27 protein-coding genes are annotated in these 22,679 nt (G+C 68.0%); 14 read left to right on the top strand and 13 right to left on the bottom strand.

All coding sequences use genetic code 11. The annotated features are described in order from the left end of the window. Positions 1–38: 38 nt before the first annotated feature. A complete protein-coding gene (locus tag GIY56_RS06750; RefSeq protein ID WP_154764409.1) occupies positions 39–908 on the bottom strand; it encodes a branched-chain amino acid aminotransferase in 870 nt (289 codons plus the stop codon). 157 nt (positions 909–1,065) lie between these two features. Here GIY56_RS06750 and GIY56_RS06745 point away from each other — a divergent pair, with 157 nt between their 5' ends. Genes GIY56_RS06745 through GIY56_RS06735 form a run of 3 tightly spaced genes read left to right on the top strand, consistent with a single transcriptional unit; the run spans position 1,066 to position 3,116 of the window. Further along, entirely contained in the window at positions 1,066–1,578 is a 513-nt protein-coding gene (locus GIY56_RS06745) for a MarR family winged helix-turn-helix transcriptional regulator (RefSeq protein ID WP_196053566.1), read from the top strand. Positions 1,579–1,587: 9 nt separating this feature from the next. Beyond that, the gene (locus tag GIY56_RS06740; protein WP_154764057.1) at positions 1,588–2,292 is read left to right on the top strand and encodes a response regulator; all 705 of its coding nucleotides are present in this window, start codon (positions 1,588–1,590) and stop codon (positions 2,290–2,292) included. A gap of 2 nt (positions 2,293–2,294) precedes the next feature. Next, a complete protein-coding gene (locus GIY56_RS06735; RefSeq protein ID WP_407946955.1) occupies positions 2,295–3,116 on the top strand; it encodes a uracil-DNA glycosylase in 822 nt (273 codons plus the stop codon). Between the two features lie 113 nt (positions 3,117–3,229). Here GIY56_RS06735 and GIY56_RS06730 read toward each other — a convergent pair whose 3' ends face one another. Beyond that, on the bottom strand, positions 3,230–4,000 hold the full coding sequence (locus GIY56_RS06730) for a protein-disulfide reductase DsbD domain-containing protein (protein ID WP_154764056.1): 771 nt from the start codon (positions 3,998–4,000) through the stop codon (positions 3,230–3,232). Positions 4,001–4,198: 198 nt separating this feature from the next. Here GIY56_RS06730 and GIY56_RS06725 point away from each other — a divergent pair, with 198 nt between their 5' ends. After that, entirely contained in the window at positions 4,199–4,729 is a 531-nt protein-coding gene (locus tag GIY56_RS06725) for a YqgE/AlgH family protein (protein WP_230312373.1), read from the top strand. Positions 4,730–4,733: 4 nt separating this feature from the next. Here GIY56_RS06725 and msrA read toward each other — a convergent pair whose 3' ends face one another. The 3 genes from msrA to GIY56_RS06710 all read right to left on the bottom strand — a co-directional run bounded on the left by msrA (position 4,734) and on the right by GIY56_RS06710 (position 6,710). Beyond that, the gene (gene msrA / locus GIY56_RS06720) at positions 4,734–5,240 is read right to left on the bottom strand and encodes a peptide-methionine (S)-S-oxide reductase MsrA (protein WP_154764054.1); all 507 of its coding nucleotides are present in this window, start codon (positions 5,238–5,240) and stop codon (positions 4,734–4,736) included. Continuing rightward, positions 5,237–5,683 carry a peptide-methionine (R)-S-oxide reductase MsrB gene (gene msrB / locus GIY56_RS06715; RefSeq protein ID WP_154764053.1) on the bottom strand — a complete coding sequence of 149 codons (447 nt, stop codon included), beginning with the start codon at positions 5,681–5,683 and terminating at the stop codon, positions 5,237–5,239. The genes msrA and msrB overlap by 4 nt, the downstream gene beginning before the upstream one ends. Before the next feature lie 61 nt (positions 5,684–5,744). Beyond that, on the bottom strand, positions 5,745–6,710 hold the full coding sequence (locus GIY56_RS06710; protein ID WP_154764052.1) for an NAD(P)H-dependent flavin oxidoreductase: 966 nt from the start codon (positions 6,708–6,710) through the stop codon (positions 5,745–5,747). A 145-nt stretch (positions 6,711–6,855) separates the two neighbouring features. Here GIY56_RS06710 and otsB point away from each other — a divergent pair, with 145 nt between their 5' ends. Together otsB and GIY56_RS06700 are read left to right on the top strand one after the other, a co-directional pair. Further along, the gene (otsB, locus tag GIY56_RS06705) at positions 6,856–7,602 is read left to right on the top strand and encodes a trehalose-phosphatase (RefSeq protein ID WP_154764051.1); all 747 of its coding nucleotides are present in this window, start codon (positions 6,856–6,858) and stop codon (positions 7,600–7,602) included. Further along, entirely contained in the window at positions 7,602–8,957 is a 1,356-nt protein-coding gene (locus tag GIY56_RS06700) for an alpha,alpha-trehalose-phosphate synthase (UDP-forming) (RefSeq protein WP_154764050.1), read from the top strand. Before otsB ends, GIY56_RS06700 begins: the two co-directional genes overlap by 1 nt. A 100-nt stretch (positions 8,958–9,057) precedes the next feature. Here the strand turns inward: GIY56_RS06700 and GIY56_RS06695 are convergent, their stop codons facing one another. The 4 genes from GIY56_RS06695 to folK form a co-directional block, all read right to left on the bottom strand. Next, complete coding sequence (locus tag GIY56_RS06695; RefSeq protein WP_328288467.1) at positions 9,058–9,693, bottom strand: DUF2062 domain-containing protein; 636 nt, start codon at positions 9,691–9,693, stop codon at positions 9,058–9,060. Positions 9,694–9,733: 40 nt separating this feature from the next. Further along, positions 9,734–11,848, bottom strand: coding sequence for a RelA/SpoT family protein (locus tag GIY56_RS06690; protein ID WP_154764049.1), 2,115 nt, complete (start codon positions 11,846–11,848; stop codon positions 9,734–9,736). Between the two features lie 30 nt (positions 11,849–11,878). Next, positions 11,879–12,232, bottom strand: coding sequence for a DNA-directed RNA polymerase subunit omega (gene rpoZ, locus GIY56_RS06685; RefSeq protein WP_154764048.1), 354 nt, complete (start codon positions 12,230–12,232; stop codon positions 11,879–11,881). A gap of 78 nt (positions 12,233–12,310) precedes the next feature. Further along, complete coding sequence (folK, locus tag GIY56_RS06680; protein WP_154764047.1) at positions 12,311–12,904, bottom strand: 2-amino-4-hydroxy-6-hydroxymethyldihydropteridine diphosphokinase; 594 nt, start codon at positions 12,902–12,904, stop codon at positions 12,311–12,313. A gap of 105 nt (positions 12,905–13,009) precedes the next feature. Here folK and GIY56_RS06675 point away from each other — a divergent pair, with 105 nt between their 5' ends. Then, positions 13,010–13,561, top strand: a complete 552-nt coding sequence (locus GIY56_RS06675; RefSeq protein ID WP_154764046.1) for a LabA-like NYN domain-containing protein — start codon at positions 13,010–13,012, stop codon at positions 13,559–13,561. A gap of 175 nt (positions 13,562–13,736) precedes the next feature. Here the strand turns inward: GIY56_RS06675 and GIY56_RS06670 are convergent, their stop codons facing one another. Next, a complete protein-coding gene (locus tag GIY56_RS06670; protein ID WP_154764045.1) occupies positions 13,737–15,380 on the bottom strand; it encodes a CTP synthase in 1,644 nt (547 codons plus the stop codon). Between the two features lie 152 nt (positions 15,381–15,532). Further along, positions 15,533–16,000: a preprotein translocase subunit SecG gene (secG, locus tag GIY56_RS06665; RefSeq protein ID WP_328288466.1), complete on the bottom strand. Its 468-nt coding sequence runs from the start codon at positions 15,998–16,000 to the stop codon at positions 15,533–15,535. A 72-nt stretch (positions 16,001–16,072) separates the two neighbouring features. Here secG and GIY56_RS06660 point away from each other — a divergent pair, with 72 nt between their 5' ends. The 6 genes from GIY56_RS06660 to GIY56_RS06635 are packed head-to-tail and all read left to right on the top strand — an operon-like array spanning position 16,073 to position 20,866. Then, the gene (locus tag GIY56_RS06660) at positions 16,073–17,506 is read left to right on the top strand and encodes a cobyric acid synthase (protein WP_154764044.1); all 1,434 of its coding nucleotides are present in this window, start codon (positions 16,073–16,075) and stop codon (positions 17,504–17,506) included. A gap of 47 nt (positions 17,507–17,553) precedes the next feature. Next, positions 17,554–18,510 carry a 4-hydroxy-3-methylbut-2-enyl diphosphate reductase gene (ispH, locus tag GIY56_RS06655; RefSeq protein ID WP_154764043.1) on the top strand — a complete coding sequence of 319 codons (957 nt, stop codon included), beginning with the start codon at positions 17,554–17,556 and terminating at the stop codon, positions 18,508–18,510. Between the two features lie 58 nt (positions 18,511–18,568). After that, the gene (locus tag GIY56_RS06650; protein WP_154764042.1) at positions 18,569–19,174 is read left to right on the top strand and encodes a glutathione S-transferase family protein; all 606 of its coding nucleotides are present in this window, start codon (positions 18,569–18,571) and stop codon (positions 19,172–19,174) included. Beyond that, positions 19,171–19,773, top strand: coding sequence for a LysE family translocator (locus GIY56_RS06645; RefSeq protein WP_154764041.1), 603 nt, complete (start codon positions 19,171–19,173; stop codon positions 19,771–19,773). Before GIY56_RS06650 ends, GIY56_RS06645 begins: the two co-directional genes overlap by 4 nt. Continuing rightward, entirely contained in the window at positions 19,770–20,237 is a 468-nt protein-coding gene (rnhA, locus tag GIY56_RS06640; protein ID WP_154764040.1) for a ribonuclease HI, read from the top strand. The genes GIY56_RS06645 and rnhA overlap by 4 nt, the downstream gene beginning before the upstream one ends. Before the next feature lie 2 nt (positions 20,238–20,239). After that, entirely contained in the window at positions 20,240–20,866 is a 627-nt protein-coding gene (locus tag GIY56_RS06635; protein ID WP_154764404.1) for a trimeric intracellular cation channel family protein, read from the top strand. 9 nt (positions 20,867–20,875) lie between these two features. Here the strand turns inward: GIY56_RS06635 and GIY56_RS06630 are convergent, their stop codons facing one another. Continuing rightward, entirely contained in the window at positions 20,876–21,277 is a 402-nt protein-coding gene (locus GIY56_RS06630; protein ID WP_154764039.1) for a group III truncated hemoglobin, read from the bottom strand. 97 nt (positions 21,278–21,374) lie between these two features. Here GIY56_RS06630 and queF point away from each other — a divergent pair, with 97 nt between their 5' ends. Next, entirely contained in the window at positions 21,375–21,836 is a 462-nt protein-coding gene (queF, locus tag GIY56_RS06625; RefSeq protein WP_154764038.1) for a preQ(1) synthase, read from the top strand. Here the strand turns inward: queF and GIY56_RS06620 are convergent. Next, positions 21,833–22,657 carry a DUF6635 family protein gene (locus GIY56_RS06620; RefSeq protein WP_154764037.1) on the bottom strand — a complete coding sequence of 275 codons (825 nt, stop codon included), beginning with the start codon at positions 22,655–22,657 and terminating at the stop codon, positions 21,833–21,835. The genes queF and GIY56_RS06620 overlap by 4 nt on opposite strands. Between the last annotated feature and the right edge of the window lie 22 nt (positions 22,658–22,679).

Below are 22,679 nucleotides of genomic sequence, written 5' to 3'. Positions count from 1 at the left end.
CAGGCCGCCCGGTCGGCGCGGCCTGTCCGTCTTGCGCCTTACGCCCGCACCAGCCGCTCGTAATCCTCGGCCACCTTGCGCGTCGTCGGACCCACCTGGAAATGCCAGTCGCCGATCTGCCCGACCGGGGTCACCTCGGCCGCCGTCCCGGTCAGGAAGCATTCCTGGAAATCCTCCAACTCCTCGGGGCGGATGCGGCGTTCGTGGACCACCGTGCCGTTGTCCTTCAGCATCCCGATGATCGTCTGGCGCGTGATACCGTTCAGGAAGCGGTCGGCAAGCGGGGTGTGGACCTCTCCGTCCTTGATGAAGAAGATGTTGGCGCCGGTCGCCTCGGCCACGTAGCCTTCCCAGTCCATGAACAGCGCGTCCGAACAGCCCTTCGCCTCGGCGGCGTGCTTGGACATGGTGCAGATCATGTAAAGGCCCGCGGCCTTCGCGGCGGTGGGGATCGTCTCGGGCGACGGACGCTTCCACTTGGCCACGTCCAGCTTGGCGCCCTGCCACTTGGCGTCGCCGTAATAGCTGCCCCATTCCCAACAGGCCACCGCCATGCGCACCGGGTTGCGCGCCGCGGACACGCCCATGTCCGGACCGGAGCCGCGCCACATCACCGCGCGGACATAGGCGTTGGTGAAACCGTTGGCCTTCAGCACGGCCTCCTTGGCGGCGTCGATCTGCTCGGCGGTATAGGGCGCCTCCATGTCCAGCAGGCGGGCCGATTCGATCAGCCGCAGGGAATGCTCGTGGCCCTTGAAGATCGTGCCGTCATAGCACCGCTCGCCCTCGAAGACAGAGCTGGCGTAGTGCAACGCATGGGTCAGGATATGCACATTCGCGTCGCGCCAATCGACCAGGTCGCCGTCCATCCAGATCTTGCCGTCGCGATCGTCATAGGCCGCCGTCATCATTCTCTCCAATCATCGCCGGGCTTTTTCGATTCTTGCGCGGGTCCGCCCGGGACCGGCCCTTTTGTTGCGCGAAGCCCTTGACGGCTAGCAATCGAATCTTGGAAAGTCAACATCGCTGCCCTATCAGGGACAAGATTGGACAAGGGGTGAGATGATGGCCGAGACGCTGCGCGTTCACAGCATGATGGGCGAGGATCTGCTGTTCCTGACCGACGAGAAGCTGCGCCGCGGGATCGAGGCGATGTTCTTCGCCTATCGCGCCTTCACGGCCGATCCCGACCTGATCCTGGCCGACATGGATTACGGCCGCGCCCATCACCGGGCGCTGCATTTCATCCACCGCGATCCGGGGCTGACGGTGACGGCGCTGCTGGCGGTGCTGGGCGTGACCAAGCAGTCGCTGAACCGCGTCCTGCGCACGCTGATCGAGGACGGGCTGGTCGAAAGCCGCGTGGGCCGCCGCGACCGGCGCGAACGGCTGCTGTATCTGACCGACAAGGGCACCGCCCTGGAACGCCGGTTGTCCGAGGCGCAGCGGGCGCGGATGCGCCAGGCTTACCGCGCGGCGGGACCGCAGGCGGTGGCGGGTTTCAGACAGGTGCTGGAAGCGATGATGGACCCCGACACGCGGGCGCAGTATCAGTCCATGAAGGACCTGCCCGAATGAAGGCGCACTATGAGCCAATCCGATGCCCATCTGCTGATCGTCGATGACGACGAACGCATCCGCGCGCTTCTGGGCCGGTTCCTGCGCAAGAACGGCTTTCTGGTCACGCTGGCCCGCGACGCCGCGCAGGCCCGCCGCCTTCTGGCGGGGCTGGAGTTCGACCTGATCGTGCTGGACGTGATGATGCCGGGCGAGGACGGATTCGCCTTGACCCGCAGCTTGCGTGAAAGGCTGGCGACGCCGATCCTGTTGCTGACCGCGCGGGGCGACACCGCCGACCGGATCACCGGGCTTGAGGTGGGCGCGGACGATTACCTGCCCAAGCCCTTCGAGCCGCGCGAATTGCTGCTGCGCATCGGCGCGATCCTGCGCCGCGTGCCCGCGCCCGAGATGCACCAGCCCAAGTTCCTGACCCTGGGCGCGCTGCGATACGACATCGACAAGGGCGAGTTGTGGCAAGGGGAAAACCACCTGCGCCTGACCGGCACCGAACAGGCGCTGCTGCGCCGCCTGGCCGCCAGCCGGGGCGAACCCGTCAGCCGCGCCGAGCTGATCGACGACCTGGGCCGGGGTGGCGCGGACGAAACGGAAAATTCCGAACGCGCCATCGACGTGCAGATCACCCGGCTGCGCCGCAAGATCGAACCCGACCCGAGGGAACCGCGCTTCCTGCAGACCGTGCGCGGCACGGGCTACATGCTGGTGGTGGACTAGGCGTGGACCCCCTGACCTGGCACGGGATCGCGCTTGACGCCGAGACGGCGTTGGCCCTGCTGGAATGGCAGGCCGAGATGGGCGCGGACGAACCCGTGCTGGATGCCCCCGTGGACCGCTTCGATCTGGCGGTGGTCCCTGCGCCGCCGCAGATCCCCCTGACACCCCCGGCGCCCGCCTTGACCCTGACATCCGGCGACGACGACCTGCCCGCCCGCGTGGCCCAGGCCGAGGCGCTGGCAGCAGGGGCCGGCACGCTGGACGCCCTTGCCGCCGCGCAGGAACGCTTTGACGGGATCGAGCTGAAGAAGGGCGCGCGCAACTTCTGCTTCGCCGACGGCAATCCGGCGGCGCGCGTGCTGATCCTGGGCGAGGCGCCGGGGGACGAGGAGGACCGTCAGGGCCGCCCCTTCGTGGGACGCGCGGGGCAACTGCTGGACAAGATGTTCGATGCCGTCGGGTTGTCGCGCCAGGCGGTGGACGCGGAAAAGGCGATCTACATCACCAACGTCCTGACCTGGCGTCCGCCCGGCAACCGCGACCCCCGGCCCGACGAGATCGCGATGAGCCTGCCCTTCCTGCGCCGCCACATCGACCTGGCCGCGCCCGACCTGATCGTGCTGATGGGCAACATCGCCTGCGAGGCGGGCCTTGGCCGGCGCGGCATCCTGCGGCTGCGGGGGACCTGGGCCGAGGCCTTCGGCCGTCCGGCGCTGCCGATGACGCATCCCGCCTATCTGCTGCGCAACCCCCCCGCCAAGCGAGAGGCCTGGGCGGACCTGCTGTCGCTTTCGGCGCGGCTGGAGGGGGCGGGCGGGCGTTGACAGGCGCGCGGTGGGGATTGGTGCGTGCAAGCACGCACCCTACGGGTATGTAGGGTGCGTGTTCACACGCACCTTGCCACCCTCGCGACCTGTCGGTGCGCTTGAAAACGAACCTATCCCGCGCAGCCCCGCATCTCGACCGCGCCGCCCTCACCGATCACGGTGAAGACCAGCCGGTCCCGGGACAGGTCGAAAGGCGCGGCCTCGGGCGGGACGACATCGGCGGTCAGGACCGTGGCGCCGGGTTCCGCGTCGAAGCGGGTGCCCGACACCCAGGCATCGTTGCCCGACAGCTCGATCGCGGCCAGGGTAATGGTGCGGGGCAGGGTGGCGGTGACGCGCATCCCGTCCTCGATCGGCTGCACGTCGCAATCGGGGCGTTCGGGCGCGGGATCGGGCACCTGGTCCAGGGCGGCCAGGATCGCGGGATCCGGCGCGGTGCCGGGCGCCTGCGCGCGCAATGCGACATGGGCCGGAACGCAGATGTTCTTGCACAGGCCGAAATCCACCGACACCGCCAGATCGACCGGCTGGCCGGGATCGGCGGGCGTGGCCGTGAAGGGCAGCACCAGCCGGTCGTGATAGCCAAGCGCCAGACCGTCGCCCGAGGGGATCGCCTCTGGCGCGGGCCAGTGCAGCGCGACATCGCCCAGGTTGCCAGACCCCGACCAGTCGAAGACCGGCGGCAGGCCGCTGTCGCCGGGGCTGCGCCAATAGGTCTTCCATCCAGGTTCAAGCTGGAACTCGATGGCGGCCACGCGGCTTCCGTCCGGCAGGGTCCAGCCGGGCAGGATGCGGGCGCCCGCCAGGCCGGGCGGGCCTTCGGCGGCCAGCGGCAGCGCCGACAGGCCAAGGCAGGCAAGGAAAAGGACGATGCGGTTCATGGACAAGGGGTAACGGCTGGCCGCCCGGGGATGAAGTCACAATACCGCGCGGCACTTGCATCGCCTTGTTCGAAGGCCGATCTAACAGGGAAAGGAGACCCGATGAGCAGCACCCCCGACACTCATGACGGCAGCCCCGAACGCCGCCTTTCCCAGGGCAAGGCGCAGACCAACCTGACCGGCAAGGTCTTGATCGCCATGCCGGGCATGGCCGATCCGCGCTTTGAACGGTCCGTGGTGCTGGTCTGCGCGCATACCGAGGAAGGGGCCATGGGATTGGTGCTGAACCGCCCCCTGCCGGAAATCGATTTCGGCGACCTGCTGGAACAGCTTGGCATCGAGACCGACGCCACCGCCCGGCGGATCGAGGTGCGGTTCGGCGGTCCCGTGGAACCCGGGCGCGGCTTCGTGCTGCACAACGTCCCCGAACATGGCGACGACCCGGAAGGGCGGCTGCGCATCGGCCGGACGCTGGCCATGACCACGACGCGCGACATCCTGGAGGATCTGGCCCATGGCCACGGCCCGGCATCCGCCGTGCTGGCGCTTGGCTATGCCGGTTGGGGACCGGGCCAGCTGGAATCCGAGATGCTGCAGAACGGCTGGCTGACGGGCGAGGGGGCCGAGGATCTGATCTTCGGCGCCGCTCATCACGACAAGTGGCAGATCGCGCTCCGCGCCCAGGGCATCGACCCGTCGCTGCTGTCCGCCGCGGCGGGCCGGGCCTGACGCCCTAGACCGCCGCGCGCTTGCGGGGCAGCACCCAGTTTGCGCGCGGGAAGTGGCAGGTATAGCCGTTCGGGAAGCGTTCCAGGTAATCCTGGTGTTCCGGCTCGGCTTCCCAGAAATCGCCCACCGGCTTGACCTCGGTCACGACACGCCCCGGCCACAGGCCCGATGCGTTCACATCGGCGATGGTCTCGATGGCCACGCGCTTCTGCTCGTCATTGACGTAGTAGATGGCCGAACGATAGCTGGGTCCGATGTCGTTGCCCTGCCGGTTCGGCGTGGTGGGGTCATGGATCTGGAAGAACACCTCCAGCAGCTTGCGATAGGTGAGGATGGTCGGGTCGAAGATCACCTCGATCCCCTCGGCATGGTTGCCGTGGTTGCGATAGGTGGCGTTCGCGACCTCGCCCCCTGTATAGCCCACGCGAGAGGAGATCACCCCGGGCAGGCGGCGGATCAGATCCTGCATCCCCCAGAAGCAGCCGCCCGCAAGAACCGCGCGTTCGCTCATCGTGCCGTCTCCTCGACCTGGTCCAGGTATTGGCCGTAACCCTCGGCCTCCATCCGGTCGCGCGGGACAAAGCGCAGCGCGGCCGAGTTGATGCAATAGCGCAGGCCCCCGGCATCAACCGGGCCGTCGGGAAAGACATGGCCCAGGTGGCTGTCGCCGTGCTTGGACCGGACCTCGATGCGGACCATGCCATGGGACATGTCGCGGTGTTCGGTCACGTTGCCTTCGATGGGCTTGGTGAAGGCGGGCCAGCCGCAGCCGGAATTGTACTTGGCGGATGACGCGAACAGCGGTTCGCCCGAGACCACGTCCACATAGATGCCCGGTGCGAAATGGTGGTCGTACTCGCCGGTGAAGGCACGTTCGGTGCCGCTTTCCTGGGTGACGCGATACTGTTCGGGCGTCAGCCGCGCCAAGGCGTCGGGGGTCTTCTGATAGGCCATGCTTGTCCTCCGCTGGTCCTGTTCAGCCCCAATATGGGGCGGCAAGGGGCGATCGCAAAGGTCAGACGCAGATCGCGACCTTGGCTTCGGCATACTCGGCGGCCAGCCGGTCGATGCGCACGGCCGCGGGCACGATGTCGCGCACCGCACCGATGCCCTGGCCCGACCCCCAGATCTGGCTCCAGGCCTTGGCCTTGGCCGCATTGCCGCCGAAGTTCATGGCGGACGGATCGGCCCCTTCTAGGTTGTCCGGGTCCATCCCCGCCGCCCGGATCGAGGGCACGAGGTAATTGCCCGACACCCCCGTGAACAGCGACGAGGTGACGATGTCCATCGCCCCGCTGTCCACGATCATCCGCTTGTAATCGGCGGACGCGTTCGCCTCGACCGTGGCGATGAAGGGGCTGCCGATATAGGCCAGATCCGCGCCCATGGCCTGGGCCGCCAGCACCGCGCGCCCCGTGGCGATGGCGCCCGACAGCAGCAGGGGACCGTCGAACCAGTCGCGGATTTCCTGGACCAGGGCAAAGGGCGACAGCGGCCCGGCATGGCCGCCTGCGCCCGCGGCCACCGCGATCAGCCCGTCCGCCCCCTTCTCGATGGCCTTTTTCGCGAAGACGTTGTTGATCACGTCATGCAGCGCGATGCCGCCGCAGTCATGAGCGGCCTGGTTCACATCGACCCGCGCGCCAAGCGACGTGATCCAGATCGGCACGCGGTGGCGGTGGCAGATCTCGATGTCGCGCTCCAGCCGGGCATTGCTGCGATGCACGATCTGGTTCACGGCAAAGGGCGCGGCGGGGCGGTCGGGATTGGCCTGGTTGTGGCGGTCCAACTCCTCGGCGATCCGCGTCAGCCAGGCGTCCAGCAGGGGGGCCTCTCCGTCACCTTCGCGCGCGTTCAGCGCCGGAAAGCTGCCGACGATGCCCGCCTTGCATTGCGCGATGACCAGATCCGGTCCCGAGACGATGAACATGGGCGAGGCCACGACAGGGATGCGCAGGTTGGACAGGATGGGCGGCAGCATGGGATCCTCCGGCTTTGGGGCGACGATGCGCGGGGAAGGGGTGCGGGGCAACCCTGACGCGGCGGAAAAACCCGCGCCCTGGTGAACCCGTCGCGGGGTTGGGGGGTTGGTCTGCGACATTCGTTGCAAAGGAGAATGCGCGCCGATGCAGCCGCTTGACCCATCCCTTCCCGATCTGCCCGCTGACGCCGCCCTGTTCCTGGATTTCGACGGCTGCCTGGTCGAGATCGCGCCCCGCCCCGATGCGGTGGCGATCCCGCCCGGCCTGGCCGGACGGCTGGCGCGGCTGCACGACCGGTTGGGCGGCGCGGTGGCGCTGGTGTCGGGCCGCGACATCGCCGACCTGCGGGGCTTCCTGCCGGATTTCCCGGGTCCCATCGCGGGCAGCCACGGGGCGGAACTGTCGCTGGCGGGGCAGCCCATCCGGACGACCCACGCCGTCGATCTGGACGCCGAGGCCCTGCACCGTGCCGCTGCCGATGCCGTGGCGGACAACCCCGCGATCCTGGTCGAACGCAAGCCCCATGGCGTTGCCCTGCATTACCGCGCCGACCCCTCGCTGCGCCCCGTGGTCGAGGCCGTGATGCAGCGCCTGGCCGATGCCCATCCCGGCATGGTGCTGCAACCCGCCAAGATGGCGGTGGAGCTGCGCCCCAGGGGCACCGGCAAGGACGGCGCGCTGGACCGGCTGATGGCCCTGCCGCCTTTCGCCGGCCGCGTGCCCGTCTATGCCGGCGACGACCTGACCGACGAGGCCGCGATGGCCCATGCCCAGTCCCGCGGCGGCTTCGGCATCAAGATCGGCGCGGGCGAGACGGTGGCCCGCTATCGCCTGGCCGATCCCGCCGCCCTGGCCCGCTGGCTGGACGATGCCCTTGTGGGGGCCGGCTGATGGCGCGCCTGGTTGTCATATCGAACCGCATCCCGCTGGGGGACAACCCCTCGGGCGGGCTGGTCGTGGCGCTGGACGATGCGCTGCGAAGCTCGGGCGGGCTGTGGGTCGGCTTCTCGGGCGAGACGATGGACGCGCCCGCCGACGAGCTGACCTTTCACGAAGGCGCGGCCTTCCAGCGGGCCTCCTTCGACCTGACGCCGCAGGATCACGACGAATATTACCTGGGCTATTCCAATTCGGTCCTGTGGCCGGTCTGCCATGGCCGCGCGGATCTGATGCGGATCCTGCCGGAATACCTGGAAGGCTATCGCCGGGTGAACAAGCGCATCGCCCGGCTTCTGGTCCCGCATCTGAAGCCCGACGACCGGATCTGGGTGCAGGATTACCAGCTGTTCCCCCTGGCCGAGGAACTGCGCAGGCTGAGGGTGACGGTCCCGATCGGGCATTTCCTGCACATCCCCTTTCCGGGACCGACCGATTGCGCGACCCTGCCCAACCCGGACGAGCTGTTCGAATGGCTGTCCCATTACGACCTGGCGGGCTTCCAGGCGCAGCGCGACCTGGACAACTTCGCCGCCAGCGCCCGCAGCCTGTCGGATTTCGCGCAACTGTCCGACGACCGGTTCCGCATCGCCGGGCGCGACATGCGGGCGGGCGTCTTTCCCATCGGCATCGACGCGGCGGCCTTCATCGCCGAGGCCAGGGGCGCGCGCGAGGAAGACAAGATGCGCAGCCTGACCGGCGCGCAGATCATGATCGGCGTGGACCGGCTGGATTATTCCAAGGGCATCCCGCAGCGGTTCCGGGCCTTCCAGGCGCTGCTGGACGGCGATCCCGCGCTGACCGAAAAGGTGATGCTGCTGCAGATCGCCCCGCCCACGCGCGAATCGGTCGATGCCTATCAGCAGATCCGCGAGGAAACCGAACATCTGGCGGGCCGCATCAACGGCCAGTTCGCGACCGTCAACTGGACCCCAATCCGCTTCATCCACCGCCCGATCCCCCGCAACGAGCTTGCGGGCCTGTTCCGCCAGGCGCGCATCGGCCTGGTGACGCCCCTTGCCGACGGGATGAACCTGGTGGCCAAGGAATATGTCGCGGCCCAGGATCCGGCCGATCCGGGCGTGCTGATCCTGTCGCGCTTCGCCGGCGCCGCCGAACAGATGTCTGATGCACTCATCGTCAATCCCCATGACCCCAGCGAGATGGCCCAGGCCATGCAGCAGGCCATCGACATGCCGCTGGAGGAACGCCAGGCCCGCCACGCCGCCTTGCTGCGCTGCGTGGTGGAACAGGACGTGGGCTGGTGGTCGGCGACCTATCTGGAGGCCCTGGCGCAAGCGAGGGATTGATTTTCATCTTCGCTTAAATATCCCGCGGGGGGTGCGGGGGGTGCGGGGGGCGCGAAGCCCCCCGTCTTTCACGGCGCCGCCATCAGCGGGACTGTCTCGGCTAGGGACGCCGGTCCTGATCCGGCGCCCCTTGGACCCTTGCGATCCGCTTGGCCATGGTCTGCGCCTTGCGCCGGTGATAGCGGCGCACCACCGGGATCGTCAGGTAATAGCACGCGATCGCCGCGACCCCGCCCAGCACCGCGCCGCCCGCGGCATAGGGCAGGAAGATCTCGTGCCAGAACTCGGACAGCCCGCTCCAGCTGGTGGGACCGGGACCGAAGGCGGACATGACGTTGTGCCAGGTTTCCGCCGTGGCATGGGCGAATTCGCGAAAGATCACCTGCGGCGACATGTCGCCCGGCAAGCCCAGGATCGTCCGCCCCAAGCCGACCGAGGCCAGCGCGATGAAGGGCGTGGTCAGCGGGTTGCCCGCGAAGGTGCCCACGAAGGCCGCCAGCACGTTGCCCCGGATCGCCAGCGACACCAGCGCCGCGACGATGAAGTGAAAGCCGTGCAGCGGCGAGAAGGACAGGAACACCCCCGCCGCCAGGCCCCGCGCGATGCGGTGCGGCTGGTCGGGCAGGCGGCGGATGCGGTGCCACAGATAGGCGGTGGACCGGCGGAATCCGCCCGGCGGATAGACCAGTTCGCTTGCCATCTGTCCATAGCTGCGCGGCTTGCTGCGCTTGAACACGATTCAACTCCCCCCGGTCCTGCGACTGCCTGCCACTGTGTCAGGGTTTCATGGCGACATTGCGAATGCGGGCCACCTGCGCCACGTCGCTTTCCGCCTCGAGCGCGGTCAGGAGGTTATGCAGATGTTCCTGATCGCGCAGCTCGACCTCGACCTCGATGCGATAGAAGTCGGGCTTGCGGTCCTTGAATTCAAGGTTCGAGATATTGGCCCCCTGCGCCCCGATCAGGCTGCAGATGCGGCCCAGCACGCCCGCGTCGTGGCGGATCGTCAGCGTCAGCAGCGTCGAATAGGCCGCCGGGTGACGGCCCGCGCGCCATTGCACATCGACCCAGCGGTCGGGCATGTCCTCGTATTCGGCCAGCACCGGGCAGTCGATGGCATGGATCACCACGCCCTTGCCGCGATAGGTGATGCCGACGATCCGTTCCCCCGGCAGCGGACGGCAGCAGGACGCGCGCTTGAAATCGGCATCCGCCTCGACCCCCGCGAAGGGGCGGGTGCCGTCGATCTCGTCCTGGTGGGCGGCAAGGTCGGGCCAGAGGACCTGCAGCACCTCCTTGGCGGAATTCTCGGCGCTGCCGATACGGGCCAGCAATTCGTCCGCATCCGCCAGCCCCATCTGGCGGGCCGCGGTGCGCAGCGCCTTGTCGGTGACCTTGCGGCCCACATGTTCAAAGCTGACGCGCACCAGTTCGCGGCCCAGGCGGATGAAGCGGTCGCGGTCTTCCTCGCGCAGGGACCGCCGGATGGCGGCCTTGGCGCGGCCGGTGGCCACGATGTCGAGCCAGGTCGATTGCGGGCGCTGACCCGACGCCGCGATGATGTCCACCGACTGCCCGTTCTTGAGCCGCGTCCACAAGGGCACGCGGATCCCGTCCACCTTGGCGCCCACGCAGGAATTGCCCAGCCGGGTGTGGATCGCATAGGCGAAGTCGATGGGGGTGGCGCCTTTCGGCAGTTGCAGCACGTCGCCCTTGGGCGTGAAGCAGAAGACCTGATCCTGGTACATCTCCAGCTTGACGGCTTCCAGGAATTCGTTGTGGTCCTCGCCCTCGAAGCGGTCGGTCAGGTTGTCGATCCATTCGGCAGGATCGACGGCAAAGGGGTTCTTGGTGCGCACCCCGTCGCGATAGGCCCAGTGGGCGGCGACGCCGGCCTCGGCCACCTCGTGCATCTGGCGGGTGCGGATCTGCACCTCGACCCGCTTGCCGTCGCGGCCCGAGACGGTGGTGTGGATCGACCGATAGCCGTTCGATTTCGGCTGGCTGATGTAATCCTTGAACCGCCCCGGCACGGCGCGCCAGCGCTGGTGGATCACCCCGAGCGCGCGGTAGCAGTCCATGTCCGACCGGGTGATGATGCGGAAGCCATAGATGTCGGACAGGCGCGAAAAGGCCAGCTGCTTTTCCTGCATCTTGCGCCACACGGAAAAGGGCTTCTTGGCGCGGCCGAAGACATCGGCCTCGATCCCCTCGCGTTCCAGGACGGCACGGATGTCGGCGGTGATCTGGCCGATGATGTCGCCGCTGTCCCGTTGCAGGCTGACGAAGCGGCGGATGATGGAATTGCGCGCCTCGGGGTTGATGACCTTGAAGGCCAGGTCTTCAAGCTCCTCGCGCATCCACTGCATCCCCATGCGGCCCGCCAGGGGCGCATAGATGTCCATCGTCTCGCGCGCCTTCTTGACCTGCTTTTCGGGGCGCATCGACCGGATGGTGCGCATGTTGTGCAGCCGGTCGGCCAGCTTGACCAGGATCACGCGCAGGTCGCGCGACATGGCCATGAACAGCTTGCGGAAATTCTCGGCCTGCTTGGACTGGGCGCTGGACAGTTCCAGGTTGGTCAGCTTGGTCACGCCATCGACCAGATCGGCGATCTCGGGGCCGAAGGCGGCGGTCAGGTCCTGCTTGGTGGACCGCGTGTCCTCGACCGTGTCGTGCAGAAGCGCGGTGACGATGGTCGCGTCGTCCAGCCGCATTTCCGTCAGGATGGCGGCGACGGCGATGGGATGGGTGAAATAGGGTTCGCCCGAATGGCGGAACTGCCCTTCGTGCATCCGCATCCCGTATTCATAGGCATCGCGGATCAGGGTTGCATTGCTGCGCGGGTTATAGTTGCGGACAAGCGCGATAAGGTCTTCGACATCAATCATTCTTTGCCGAAGACCCCTGTTCGTGGTGCCTCAACGCTGGTTGGCTTCCAGCATCATGCGCAGCATCCGTTCCTCGGATTCCTCGTCGGCGGGACGGGGGCGGTCCACCTCGGCGCCCAGCAGCAGGGCCATGGCGTCCTCCTCCGGCTCGTCGACCTCGATCTGGGTCTGGGTCGATTCGATCATGCGTTCGCGCAGCTCGTCCACGGGCTGCGTTTCCTCGGCGATCTCGCGCAGGGCGACGACCGGGTTCTTGTCGTTGTCGCGGTCCACCGTGGGCTGGCTGCCCGCCGTGATTTCGCGCGCGCGATGCGAGGCCAACATCACCAGATCAAAGCGGTTCGGGACTTTGTCAACGCAGTCTTCAACCGTTACGCGGGCCATATACTCACCTGTGCAGTTGCGAATCGGATATCCGGGGCGAAACCGAGGTTCTGGACGCCATGCATGGAATTGTCAAGATTAGGTCAAGCCGCTGCCCGGTGCAAGCGGCGACATGCCCGACAACCCGCCGGGACCCAGTTCCGCCAGCATCCGCGACACGGGCTTTCCCGTCAAGGGGTGGCGCCAGCCGGGCGCGATCTCGGCCAGGGGGACCAGCACGAAGCCGCGGTCCTGCAACCGGGGATGGGGCAGGATCAAACGGTCCGGCGCTTCACGCCGCTGGCGGTCCGGGGGCAGGGCGATCCAGCGGCGCAGCGTGTCGCGGTCGGGCAGGATCAGGTCGTCCAGCGCGATCAGGTCCAGATCCAGAACGCGCGCGGACCACCGGCCCGTGCCGCGGTCGCGGCCGAAAGCCGCCTCGATCCCGTGCAGCCGCGCCAGCAGGGCGGGTGCCGCCAGGCCCGTGCGAATCACCGCCGCCGCGTTGGCATAGTCCGGTCCCGATCCCGCCGGAAAGGCCGGGGTGCGCCAGATGCGGCTGGCCGAGACCATTGAAATGCCGGGCGGATCGTGCAAAATCGCCAACGCCTCGCGCAGCGCCTGGACCGGATCGCCCGCGCCCGACGGCAGATTCGCGCCTAAGGCAATGATACCGAAAGACAAGTTTTGCATGGGGCCTTGTTCGTTCTATGAATGGGGTGCGGCCAGACCGATCCCGCCAGCTTCCTCCTAGCGGGCCTGTGTCCTGAACGAGCAGTTCCATTGAAGGCAACCATAATGTTTTACAAGGATGATCGCTTGGCGATCTTCATAGACGGAGCCAACCTTTATGCCTCGGCCAAGGCATTGGGCTTCGACATCGACTACAAGCTGCTGCGGCAGGAATTCGACCGCCGGGGCAAGCTGATGCGCGCCTACTACTACACCGCCCTGATGGAGGGCGAGGATTATTCCCCGATCCGCCCGCTGGTCGATTGGCTGCATTACAACGGCTATTGCGTGGTGACGAAGCCCGCCAAGGAATACACCGACACGATGGGCCGCCGGAAGATCAAGGGCAACATGGACATCGAACTGACCATCGACGCCATGCAGCTTGCCCCCCGGCTGGACCACGCCGTGATCTTTTCCGGCGACGGCGATTTCCGCCCCCTGGTCGAGGCCTTGCAGCGCCAGGGGGTCCGCGTGTCCGTGGTATCCACCATCCGCAGCCAGCCGCCGATGATCGCCGACGACCTGCGCCGGCAGGCCGACAACTTCATCGAGCTGGACGCGCTGCGCGACATCGTCGGGCGGCCGCCCAGGGAGCAGCAATCGAGCGACGGCTGACGCCCGCCTGTTCCGCAGCGCAGGGACAGCCCCTTTGCCTGGGCCGCAAACATCCTGAGGGATGAGGCGCGCCCGGGGAAAGGTCCAGCGAACGTTTTTCAGCGACGAACGCCTGCCGCCATGCGGCAGGCCGGGGGCGCAAAGCCCCGGCCTTCGCGGGACGCAAGCCGGTCCGTCAGACCAGCCGCCCTTCCTCCATCGCCGCCCGCACGAAGCCTGCGAACAGCGGCGCGGGCGCGAAGGGCTTGGATTTCAGTTCCGGGTGGGACTGCACGCCGATGAACCAGGGGTGGTCGGGGTATTCGATCACCTCGGGCAGCTTGCCGTCGGGCGACATGCCGGAAAAGCACAGGCCCGCCTGTTCCAGCGCGTCGCGATAGGTGGCGTCCACCTCGTAGCGGTGGCGGTGGCGGTCCTCGATCTCGGTGGCGCCGCCATAGACTTCGCTGATCTTCGTGTCGGGTGCCAGCACGGCGGTATAGGCGCCAAGCCGCATGGTGCCGCCCTTGTCGTCCGTCACCTTGCGCTGCACGGTATAGTTGCCCTGCACCCATTCCTTGAGGTGATAGACCACGGGGGTAAAGCGCGTCTTGCCCGCCTCGTGGTCGAACTCCTCGGATCCGGCATCGGGCATCCCGGCCAAGTTGCGCGCGGCCTCGATCACGGCCATCTGCATCCCCAGGCAGATGCCCAGATAGGGCACCTTCTTTTCGCGCGCGTATTTCGCGGCGGCCAGCATCCCCTCGGTGCCGCGTTCGCCGAAGCCGCCGGGCACGATGATGCCATGGTATCCGTCCAGCAGATGCGCCCCTTCGCCTTCCAGCTTTTCGCTGTCCACCCAGTCGGCGCGCACGCGGACGCGGTTGGCCATGCCGCCATGGGTCAGCGCCTCGGCGATGGACTTGTAGGCGTCTTCCAGCTGCGTGTACTTGCCGACGATGGCGATGTTCACCTGGCCCTCGGCATTCTCCAGCCGGTCCATCACGTCTTCCCATTTGGACAGGTCGGGACGCGGGGCGGGGCTGATGGCGAAGGCGTCCAGCACGGCGCGGTCCAGCCCCGCGCGGTGATAGGCCAAGGGCGCCTCGTAGATGGTCTTCAGGTCATAGGCGGGGATCACGGCGTCGGGGCGGACGTTGCAGAACAGCGCGATCTTGGCGCGTTCCTTTTCCGGGATCGGGTGTTCGGACCGGCAGACCAGCACGTCGGGGGCCAGGCCGATGGATTGCAGTTCCTTGACGCTGTGCTGGGTGGGCTTGGTCTTCAACTCGCCGGACGCCGCCAGATAGGGCAGCAGCGTCAGGTGCATCAGGATGCACTGGCCGCGCGGGCGTTCGTGGGTGAACTGGCGGATCGCCTCGAAGAAGGGCAGGCCCTCGATGTCGCCCACCGTGCCGCCGATCTCGCACAGCATGAAATCGACCTCGTCACCGCCGATGGTCAGGAAGTCCTTGATCTCGTTGGTGACGTGCGGGATCACCTGGATGGTCTTGCCCAGGTATTCGCCCCGGCGTTCCTTTTCCAGCACGTTGGAATAGATGCGGCCCGACGACACGCTGTCGGTGCGCCGCGCCGACACGCCGGTGAAGCGTTCGTAATGGCCCAGGTCCAGGTCGGTTTCCGCACCGTCGTCGGTCACGAAGACCTCGCCATGCTCGAACGGCGACATGGTGCCGGGATCGACGTTCAGATAGGGGTCCAGCTTGCGCAGCCGCACGGTGAAGCCGCGGGCCTGCAACAGCGCGCCCAGGGCCGCCGAGGCCAGGCCCTTGCCGAGCGAGGACACGACGCCGCCGGTGATGAAGATGTAACGCGCCATGAGGCCCCCGTGATTTCGCGAATTCGATATGGTTGCGGGTCGCCAGACGACCAGCATCACGGGAGCCGAGATATAGCCGATTCGCCCCGTGGCCGCAAGGAACCGCAAGTTGATGTAGGGCGGAAAGCGACCGCCCCCAGTTGTTGTGTGGTTTAGTTCGCGGGTGCCGCCGGTGCAGGGACCACAGGTTCCGTGGCGGGCGGCGCCACCGGTTCGACCGCCGGTGCCGCAGCCTCGGGCGCGGCGGTATCAGCCGCCGGGGTGTCCGGCGTGGGCGGGGTCAGCGGGTCGCCAGCCGCCCCGGTCGAGGGCGGGGGAACGTAAGCGGGAACCGAGGGAAGCGTCGATTCCTGGCGGCTTTCAGGCACGCCCAGCTGGTCCATGATCGAGCTGTTCGACACCTGCCGCGCGGCGATGATGGTCAGCGCGATCGAGGTCGCGAACAGCGCGATGCCGAAGATCCAGGTCAGCCGCGTCAGCGCGTTGGCCGCCTGGCGGCCGGTCATCACGCCGCCCCCGCCGCCCATGCCAAGCCCGCCACCTTCGGATCGTTGCAGCAGCACCACCCCGGTGAGCAGCACCGCGAGGATCAGATGGATGGTCAGGACGACGTTTTCCACGGCTTTCGGCCTTTCGCTTTCGGACGCGCCTATCTAGTCACCCGGGGGGATGATGGCAAGCGAGTGTGAACCATGCCTGCGCTGATGATCCAGGGCACCGGATCGAATGTCGGAAAGTCGCTGCTGGTGGCGGGCTTGTGCCGTGCTGCGCGGCGTCGCGGCCTGTCCGTCGCGCCCTTCAAGCCGCAGAACATGTCGAACAACGCCGCCGTAACGGCGGATGGCGGGGAAATCGGCCGGGCGCAGGCCTTGCAGGCACGGGCCTGCGGGTTGGAGCCGCTGGTTGACATGAACCCCGTGCTGCTGAAGCCCGAAACCGACACCGGTGCCCAGGTGATCCTGCATGGCCGCGCCATGGCCCGGGCCGAGGCGCGCGATTACGCCGCCCTGCGCCCGCGCCTGCTGGCGGGGGTGCTGGACAGCTTCGCCCGCCTGACCGCCGCCCATGGCCTGGTGATCGTCGAAGGCGCAGGCAGCCCGGCCGAGGTGAACCTGCGCCCCCGCGACATCGCCAACATGGGCTTTGCCCGCGCGGCAGGCGTGCCGGTGGTGCTGGCGGGCGACATCGACCGGGGCGGGGTGATCGCGCAGATCGTGGGCACCCAGGCGGTTCTGGACGCAGGTGATGCGGCGATGATCCGGGGCTTCCTGGTCAATAAGTTCCGGGGCGATTTGCGGCTGTTCGACGATGGATATGCCATGATCGAGCGGCACACCGGCTGGCGTGGCTTCGGCGTGGTGCCGTGGTTCGCGGGCGCGCACCGCCTGCCCGCCGAGGATGCGGTGGACCTGCGCGCCTCGACGGGGCAGGGACTGCATGTCGTTTGCCTGTGCCTGTCGCGGATCGCCAATTTCGACGACCTGGATCCGCTTGCGGCGGAACCGGGGGTGCGGCTGACCATGCTGGGACCGGGCCGGGCGATCCCCGGCGACGCGGATCTGGTGGTGATCCCCGGCACGAAATCGACGCTGGGGGATTTGGCGTTCCTGCGGGCGCAGGGATGGGACGTGGACCTGGCGGCTCATGTCCGGCGCGGAGGGCATGTGCTGGGCCTCTGCGGCGGGTTTCAGATGCTGGGCCGGGTGATCCGCGATCCTTTGGGCCGCGACGGCGCGGCGGGTGAGGTCGCGGGCCTTGGCCTGCTGGACGTGGACACGGTGATGGCCCTCGACAAGCGGCTGCAGCGGATCACCGGCACCGCGATGGGCCAGCCGGTCACGGGCTATGAAATCCACATGGGCCGCACCTCTGGCCCCGACTGCACGCGGCCCTTTGCCCATGTCCCCGGTCCCGACGGCGCGATCAGCCCCGATGGCCGGATCATGGGCACCTATCTGCACGGGCTGTTCTCGTGCGATGCCTTCCGCGCGGCGTTCCTGGAGCGGCTTGGGGCGTCCTCGCAGCCGGGATACGAGGCAGGGGTGGACCAGGCCCTGGACGATCTGGCGGATCATCTGGAGGCGCATCTGGACGTGGCGGGATTGCTGGCGGTGGCCGGTTCGTGAGGGCCTGACGGCTGGACGAAACGCCCCCGGCGCGCTACCTCGGGCACATGGAACATGCGAAACCGCCTTTGACCCTGTATCTTGCCGCGCCGCGCGGGTTCTGCGCGGGCGTGGACCGGGCCATCAAGATCGTCGAGATGGCGTTGCAGAAATGGGGCGCCCCCGTCTATGTCCGCCACGAGATCGTTCACAACAAGTTCGTCGTGGATGCCTTGCGCGACCAGGGCGCGGTCTTTGTCGAGGAACTGGACCAGGTGCCCGACGACCGCCCGGTGATCTTTTCCGCCCATGGCGTGCCCAAGGCGGTCCCCGCCGAGGCGCGGCGGCGCAACATGATCCATGTGGACGCGACCTGCCCCCTTGTCACCAAGGTCCATAACGAGGCCGCGCGCCATCATGCCGAGGGGTTGCAGATGGTGATGATCGGCCATGCCGGCCACCCCGAGGTCCTGGGCACCATGGGCCAACTGCCCGAGGGCGAGGTGATCCTGGTCGAGACGGTCGCCGATGTCGCGCGGGTCACGCCGCGCGATCCGGACCGGCTGGCCTTCATCACCCAGACCACCCTGTCGGTCGATGACACCGCCGAGATCGTCGAGGCGTTGCAGGCGCGGTTTCCGGCAATCGCCGGCCCGGCCCGAGAGGACATCTGCTATGCCACCACCAACCGCCAGGCGGCGGTCAAGGCAATTGCGCACAAGATCGACGCGCTGCTGGTGATCGGGGCGCCGAATTCCTCGAACTCCAAGCGCCTGGTCGAGGTCGGGCGCGCGGCGGGCTGCGCCTATGCGCAGCTGGTGATGCGCGCTGACCAGATCGACTGGCGCGCCATCAATGGTTCCCGCGCGGTGGGCGTCACCGCAGGGGCAAGCGCCCCCGAGGTGCTGGTGAACGAGGTCATCGACGCCTTTCGCGACCGCTATGACGTGACGGTCGAGATCGTCGAGACGGCGCAGGAGAACATCGAGTTCAAGGTGCCGAAGGTGCTGCGCGAAACCGTTTGAGAGCCAAGCCGGGGGCCAGCCCCCGGACCCCCGGGATATTTTGACCAAGGCAAAGCAGATGCGGCTTTATTCCATGCCCTCGTCGGGCAACAGCTACAAGGTGCGGCTGCTTTTGGCGCTGCTGGGGCGCGCGGTCGAGACCGTGGATGTCGAATACATGACCGAGGCGCTGGACCGGGCCAAGGCCAGCGGGCGGCTGCCCTTCGGCAAGGCGCCGGTGCTGGAACTGGATGACGGGCGGCTGCTGCCGGAATCGAACGCCATCCTGTGCTGGCTGGGCGAGGGGACGCGGTTCGTGCCGTCCGACCCCTTCGTCCGGGCCGAGATGCTGGCCTGGATGTTCTGGGAACAGAACCAGCATGAAGGCGTGATCGCCGTCCGCGCAGCCCTGCGAACCTATCCCCACCGCCGCGCGCAGGCGACGCCGGAACGGCTGGCCGCGCTGCTGGACAGCGGACACGCGCTGTTGGGGGTGATGGAGGATCGGCTGGCCGCGCGCGACTGGCTGGCAGGCGATGCGGCCAGCCTGGCCGACATCTGCCTTTATGCCTATACCCACACGGCGGGCGAACGGGGCGGCTTCGACATGGCGCGGTTTCCGTCCGTCAATCGCTGGGTGGACCGGGTGGCGGCGCTGCCGGGATATGTGGGGATCGACGGATGAGCTGGGATTATCTGCTGACCGCCTTCATCGTCTGCGTCTCGCCCGGGATCGGGGTGGTCTATACCCTGTCGATGACCCTGGGCGGCGGTTTCCGGGCCGGGGTCTGGGCGGCGGTCGGCTGCACGGTCGCGACCGTCTTTCACATGGCCGTGGCGATGGCGGGGCTGGCCACCATCCTGCACACCAGCGCGGTGCTGTTCCAGGCAGTGAAATTCGCTGGGGTGCTGTATCTGCTGTGGATGGCCTGGGCGGTGCTGAAGGATCGCGGCGGCATGTCGGTCGCGCCCGCCGCCCCTGCGCCCGCGGGCCGGATCGTCCGGCGGGGGATTCTTCTGAACCTGCTCAATCCCAAGCTCCCTTTGTTCTTCCTGGCCTTCATCCCGCAATTCATGCCGCAGGGATCGGGCCTTGGGCTGCTGGTGCAACTGGGCGCCGCCTTCTCGGCCGTCACCTTCGTGACCTTCCTGGGCTATGCCGCCCTGGCAGCCTCGGGCCGCGACATGCTGCTGGCGTCCGAGGCGGCGATGCGCTGGCTGCGCCGCGCCTTCGCGCTGTCCTTCGCGGCGCTTGGGGTCAAGCTGGCCATGGCGCGCGCATGACCGAGCTTCACGCCTGGACCGACGGCGCGTGCAGCGGCAATCCCGGCCCCGGTGGCTGGGGCGTCCTGATGCGCGCCATGGATGGCGGCACCGTCGTCAAGGAACGCGAGCTTGCCGGGGGCGAGGCGCTGACCACCAACAACCGGATGGAACTGATGGCCGCGATCAGCGCGCTGGAGGCTCTCACCCGGCCAAGCGCGATCACCATCACCACCGACAGCGCCTATGTGAAGAACGGCGTGACCCAGTGGATCCACGGCTGGAAGCGCAACGGCTGGAAGACCGCCGACAGGAAGCCCGTCAAGAACGTCGAACTGTGGCAGCGCCTGGACGAGGCGCAGCGGCGCCATACCGTGACATGGGCCTGGATCAAGGGCCATGCGGGGCATCCCGAAAACGAACGCGCCGATGAACTGGCACGGGGCGGCATGGCGCCCTTCAAGCCCGCGAAGGTTGCCGGGTGACGCTGGCGGGGCTTGTCCCGTGGCTGGACTACGCCAGCGTGCTGGTCTTCGCGTTGACTGGCGCCCTGGTCGCCAGCCGGGCGCAGCTGGACCTGGTGGGCTTCATCTTCTTCGCCACGCTGACCGGCATCGGCGGCGGCACGGTGCGCGACCTGGTGCTGGGCCGCGATCCGGTCTTCTGGGTGCAGCGCCCGGAACTGATCCTGCTGACGACGGGCGCGGCGGTCGTGGTGTTCTTCACCGCGCATCTGTTTGAAAGCCGATACAACCTGATCGTCTGGCTGGACGCCTTCGCCCTGGCGGTGGCCGTGCCCGCAGGCGTGGGGCTGGCCCTGGAAACCGGGGCAAGCCCGGTCGTGGTGGTCGCGATGGGGGTCGTCACCGGCACCTTCGGCGGGCTGATCCGCGACGTGGTGGGCAACGAACTGCCCATGGTGCTGAAGCAGAAGGAGCTTTACGTCACCGCGACCTTCGGCGGTGCTGTGATCGCCGTGGCGCTGATCGGCGTGGGGATGCCCCGGCCGGTGGCGCTGATCTTTTGCGGGATCGTCGTGATCGCCCTGCGCGCGGGCAGCCTGCTGCTGGGGTGGAGCCTGCCGACCTACAAGGCGCGCCCGCCAAGGCGTTAGCGCAGGCCATTATCGTAAGATAGACGGGCCTTCGCGCGTGGGGCGGATGTCCTCGACCCCCATGCGCAGGCCCTGGCCGATGCGGTGGGCCAGGGCGGACCAGGCGCGGGCGGCGTCCGGGGGCAGGGTGCGGCGCAGGGTTTCGTCGAACAGCGCGAGCCAGATCGGGAAATGATCGGCCCGCACGTCGCCCGCCCGCATGTGGGCGCGCATTGGGCTGCCGTCATAGCTGCGTTCGTAAAGGATCGCGTTGCGCCAGAAGGCGGCGATCTTCCCCTCGTGCGCGGGCCAGTCGGTGACGTGGTTTGCGAAGACAGGGCCCAGCACCTCGTGCCGCCGGACGGCGCCGTAGAAGACGGCGACCACCTGGTCGATCTGGTCTGCGGTGACATCGAAGCGGGGCGGGATCATGGCAGGCATCATGTGGCCTGCGGGGCGGGGTTCCGCAAGGCGCGGTTTGACGCATGGGGCGGGGGCTGCTATCCCCGCGCGCCGTCAAGGAGGCCCCATGTCCCATTACACCGATGCGCTGACCCAGCTTGGCGCCAAGACCGACCTGCCCGCCAGTCCCGAACGGGCCGTGCTGGAGCGCGTCCCGAACCCGCAGGCGGGCGAAACCTACGTGATCCGCTTCACGCAGCCCGAGTTCACCAGCCTGTGCCCGATCACCGGCCAGCCGGATTTCGCGCACTTGGTCATCGACTATGTGCCCGGCGACTGGCTGGTGGAATCGAAGTCGCTGAAGCTTTACCTGGGCAGCTTCCGCAACCACGGCGCCTTTCATGAGGATTGCACGGTAGGCATCGGCAAGCGGCTGGTTCAGGCCATCGCGCCGCAATGGCTGCGGATCGGCGGATACTGGTATCCGCGCGGCGGGATGCCCATCGACGTGTTCTGGCAGACCGGGACCGCGCCTGCGGGGCTGTGGCTGCCGGATCAGGGCGTGGCTGGGTATAGGGGGCGGGGCTAGCGCAAGTTCCGCCACAGCATCAGCACCGCGTCCGACAGGTCGCCCGCGCGGGCGAGGAGATGCTCGCGTTCGATCCCCGATGCGGGTTCCGCCCGGTCCAGCCGGTCCAGCAGGCGCCCGATGCGGCGGCGGTGGGTGCCGGTCCACAGCTGCACCGGATCGGCGATCAGCCCGGCGAAGGTCGTGACCAGCGACCCTGCCACGGCAAGGGCGACCCCGGTCAGGATCACCGTCCAGGGGGACAGTTCGACCGGAAAGGCCCAGTACCAGGCGCGGCCCAGGGTGTCGCCCAGCAGGAAATCGTTCACGGCCGTGGCATGGGCGCGGATCTCGGCCAGCGGTCCGGCCAGCGAGATGACGCCCGGCGTCGCGCGGTCGAAGAGCAGCCAGCCGCCCACCAGGACGATCAACGATGTGGTGATCTCGGACACGGCGTTCCGGGTCTCGGCCAGGGTGGCGGCCTGATGGCGGACGGCCTCGGGCGGGGCGTTCGGGCCGATGCCTTGGGCGTCCAACTCACCGACCAGGCGGATCAGGTCGGCCTCGATCACCCGGCCCATGTCGGACGGCAGGAACACCCGCCGCGCGCCCAGCCAGGCGCCCGCGCGCCTTGCGCCAAGCCGCGACAGCAGCCAAGACAGCAGCCGCGTCAGCAAAAAGACCGGTGACAGCATCACGTTGACCGGCGCGCGCAGCAGATCCCACCCAAGCGCCGCGCGGTGCAGGCGCAGGCTGCCGCGCGGGCCATACCTGTCGCGGACAAAGCGCGACACGGCGGCCCGGCGGCGGGCCATGGCGTCATCGGTCAGGGTTGCGGGCACGCGGGCGGGTTCCTATAGAGGG

This window comes from Paracoccus lichenicola, from assembly GCF_009708075.1.
Classification (GTDB): Bacteria; Pseudomonadota; Alphaproteobacteria; order Rhodobacterales; family Rhodobacteraceae; genus Paracoccus; species Paracoccus lichenicola.
The sequence above is the reverse complement of the archived record's forward strand: the minus strand, read 5'-3'. Positions and strand labels throughout refer to the sequence as shown.

Excerpts from the sequence above, each read along its gene's own strand:
- GIY56_RS06750 (WP_154764409.1), bottom strand. The coding sequence starts at position 908 with ATGACGGCGGCCTATGACGATCGCGACGGCAAGATCTGGATGGACGGC.
- GIY56_RS06745 (WP_196053566.1), top strand. The coding sequence starts at position 1,066 with ATGGCCGAGACGCTGCGCGTTCACAGCATGATGGGCGAGGATCTGCTG.
- GIY56_RS06740 (WP_154764057.1), top strand. The coding sequence starts at position 1,588 with ATGAGCCAATCCGATGCCCATCTGCTGATCGTCGATGACGACGAACGC.
- GIY56_RS06730 (WP_154764056.1), bottom strand. The coding sequence starts at position 4,000 with ATGAACCGCATCGTCCTTTTCCTTGCCTGCCTTGGCCTGTCGGCGCTG.
- GIY56_RS06725 (WP_230312373.1), top strand. The coding sequence starts at position 4,199 with ATGCCGGGCATGGCCGATCCGCGCTTTGAACGGTCCGTGGTGCTGGTC.
- msrA (WP_154764054.1), bottom strand. The coding sequence starts at position 5,240 with ATGAGCGAACGCGCGGTTCTTGCGGGCGGCTGCTTCTGGGGGATGCAG.
- msrB (WP_154764053.1), bottom strand. The coding sequence starts at position 5,683 with ATGGCCTATCAGAAGACCCCCGACGCCTTGGCGCGGCTGACGCCCGAA.
- GIY56_RS06710 (WP_154764052.1), bottom strand. The coding sequence starts at position 6,710 with ATGCTGCCGCCCATCCTGTCCAACCTGCGCATCCCTGTCGTGGCCTCG.
- otsB (WP_154764051.1), top strand. The coding sequence starts at position 6,856 with ATGCAGCCGCTTGACCCATCCCTTCCCGATCTGCCCGCTGACGCCGCC.
- GIY56_RS06700 (WP_154764050.1), top strand. The coding sequence starts at position 7,602 with ATGGCGCGCCTGGTTGTCATATCGAACCGCATCCCGCTGGGGGACAAC.
- GIY56_RS06690 (WP_154764049.1), bottom strand. The coding sequence starts at position 11,848 with ATGATTGATGTCGAAGACCTTATCGCGCTTGTCCGCAACTATAACCCG.
- rpoZ (WP_154764048.1), bottom strand. The coding sequence starts at position 12,232 with ATGGCCCGCGTAACGGTTGAAGACTGCGTTGACAAAGTCCCGAACCGC.
- folK (WP_154764047.1), bottom strand. The coding sequence starts at position 12,904 with ATGCAAAACTTGTCTTTCGGTATCATTGCCTTAGGCGCGAATCTGCCG.
- GIY56_RS06675 (WP_154764046.1), top strand. The coding sequence starts at position 13,010 with ATGTTTTACAAGGATGATCGCTTGGCGATCTTCATAGACGGAGCCAAC.
- GIY56_RS06670 (WP_154764045.1), bottom strand. The coding sequence starts at position 15,380 with ATGGCGCGTTACATCTTCATCACCGGCGGCGTCGTGTCCTCGCTCGGC.
- GIY56_RS06660 (WP_154764044.1), top strand. The coding sequence starts at position 16,073 with ATGCCTGCGCTGATGATCCAGGGCACCGGATCGAATGTCGGAAAGTCG.
- ispH (WP_154764043.1), top strand. The coding sequence starts at position 17,554 with ATGGAACATGCGAAACCGCCTTTGACCCTGTATCTTGCCGCGCCGCGC.
- GIY56_RS06650 (WP_154764042.1), top strand. The coding sequence starts at position 18,569 with ATGCGGCTTTATTCCATGCCCTCGTCGGGCAACAGCTACAAGGTGCGG.
- GIY56_RS06645 (WP_154764041.1), top strand. The coding sequence starts at position 19,171 with ATGAGCTGGGATTATCTGCTGACCGCCTTCATCGTCTGCGTCTCGCCC.
- rnhA (WP_154764040.1), top strand. The coding sequence starts at position 19,770 with ATGACCGAGCTTCACGCCTGGACCGACGGCGCGTGCAGCGGCAATCCC.
- GIY56_RS06630 (WP_154764039.1), bottom strand. The coding sequence starts at position 21,277 with ATGATCCCGCCCCGCTTCGATGTCACCGCAGACCAGATCGACCAGGTG.
- queF (WP_154764038.1), top strand. The coding sequence starts at position 21,375 with ATGTCCCATTACACCGATGCGCTGACCCAGCTTGGCGCCAAGACCGAC.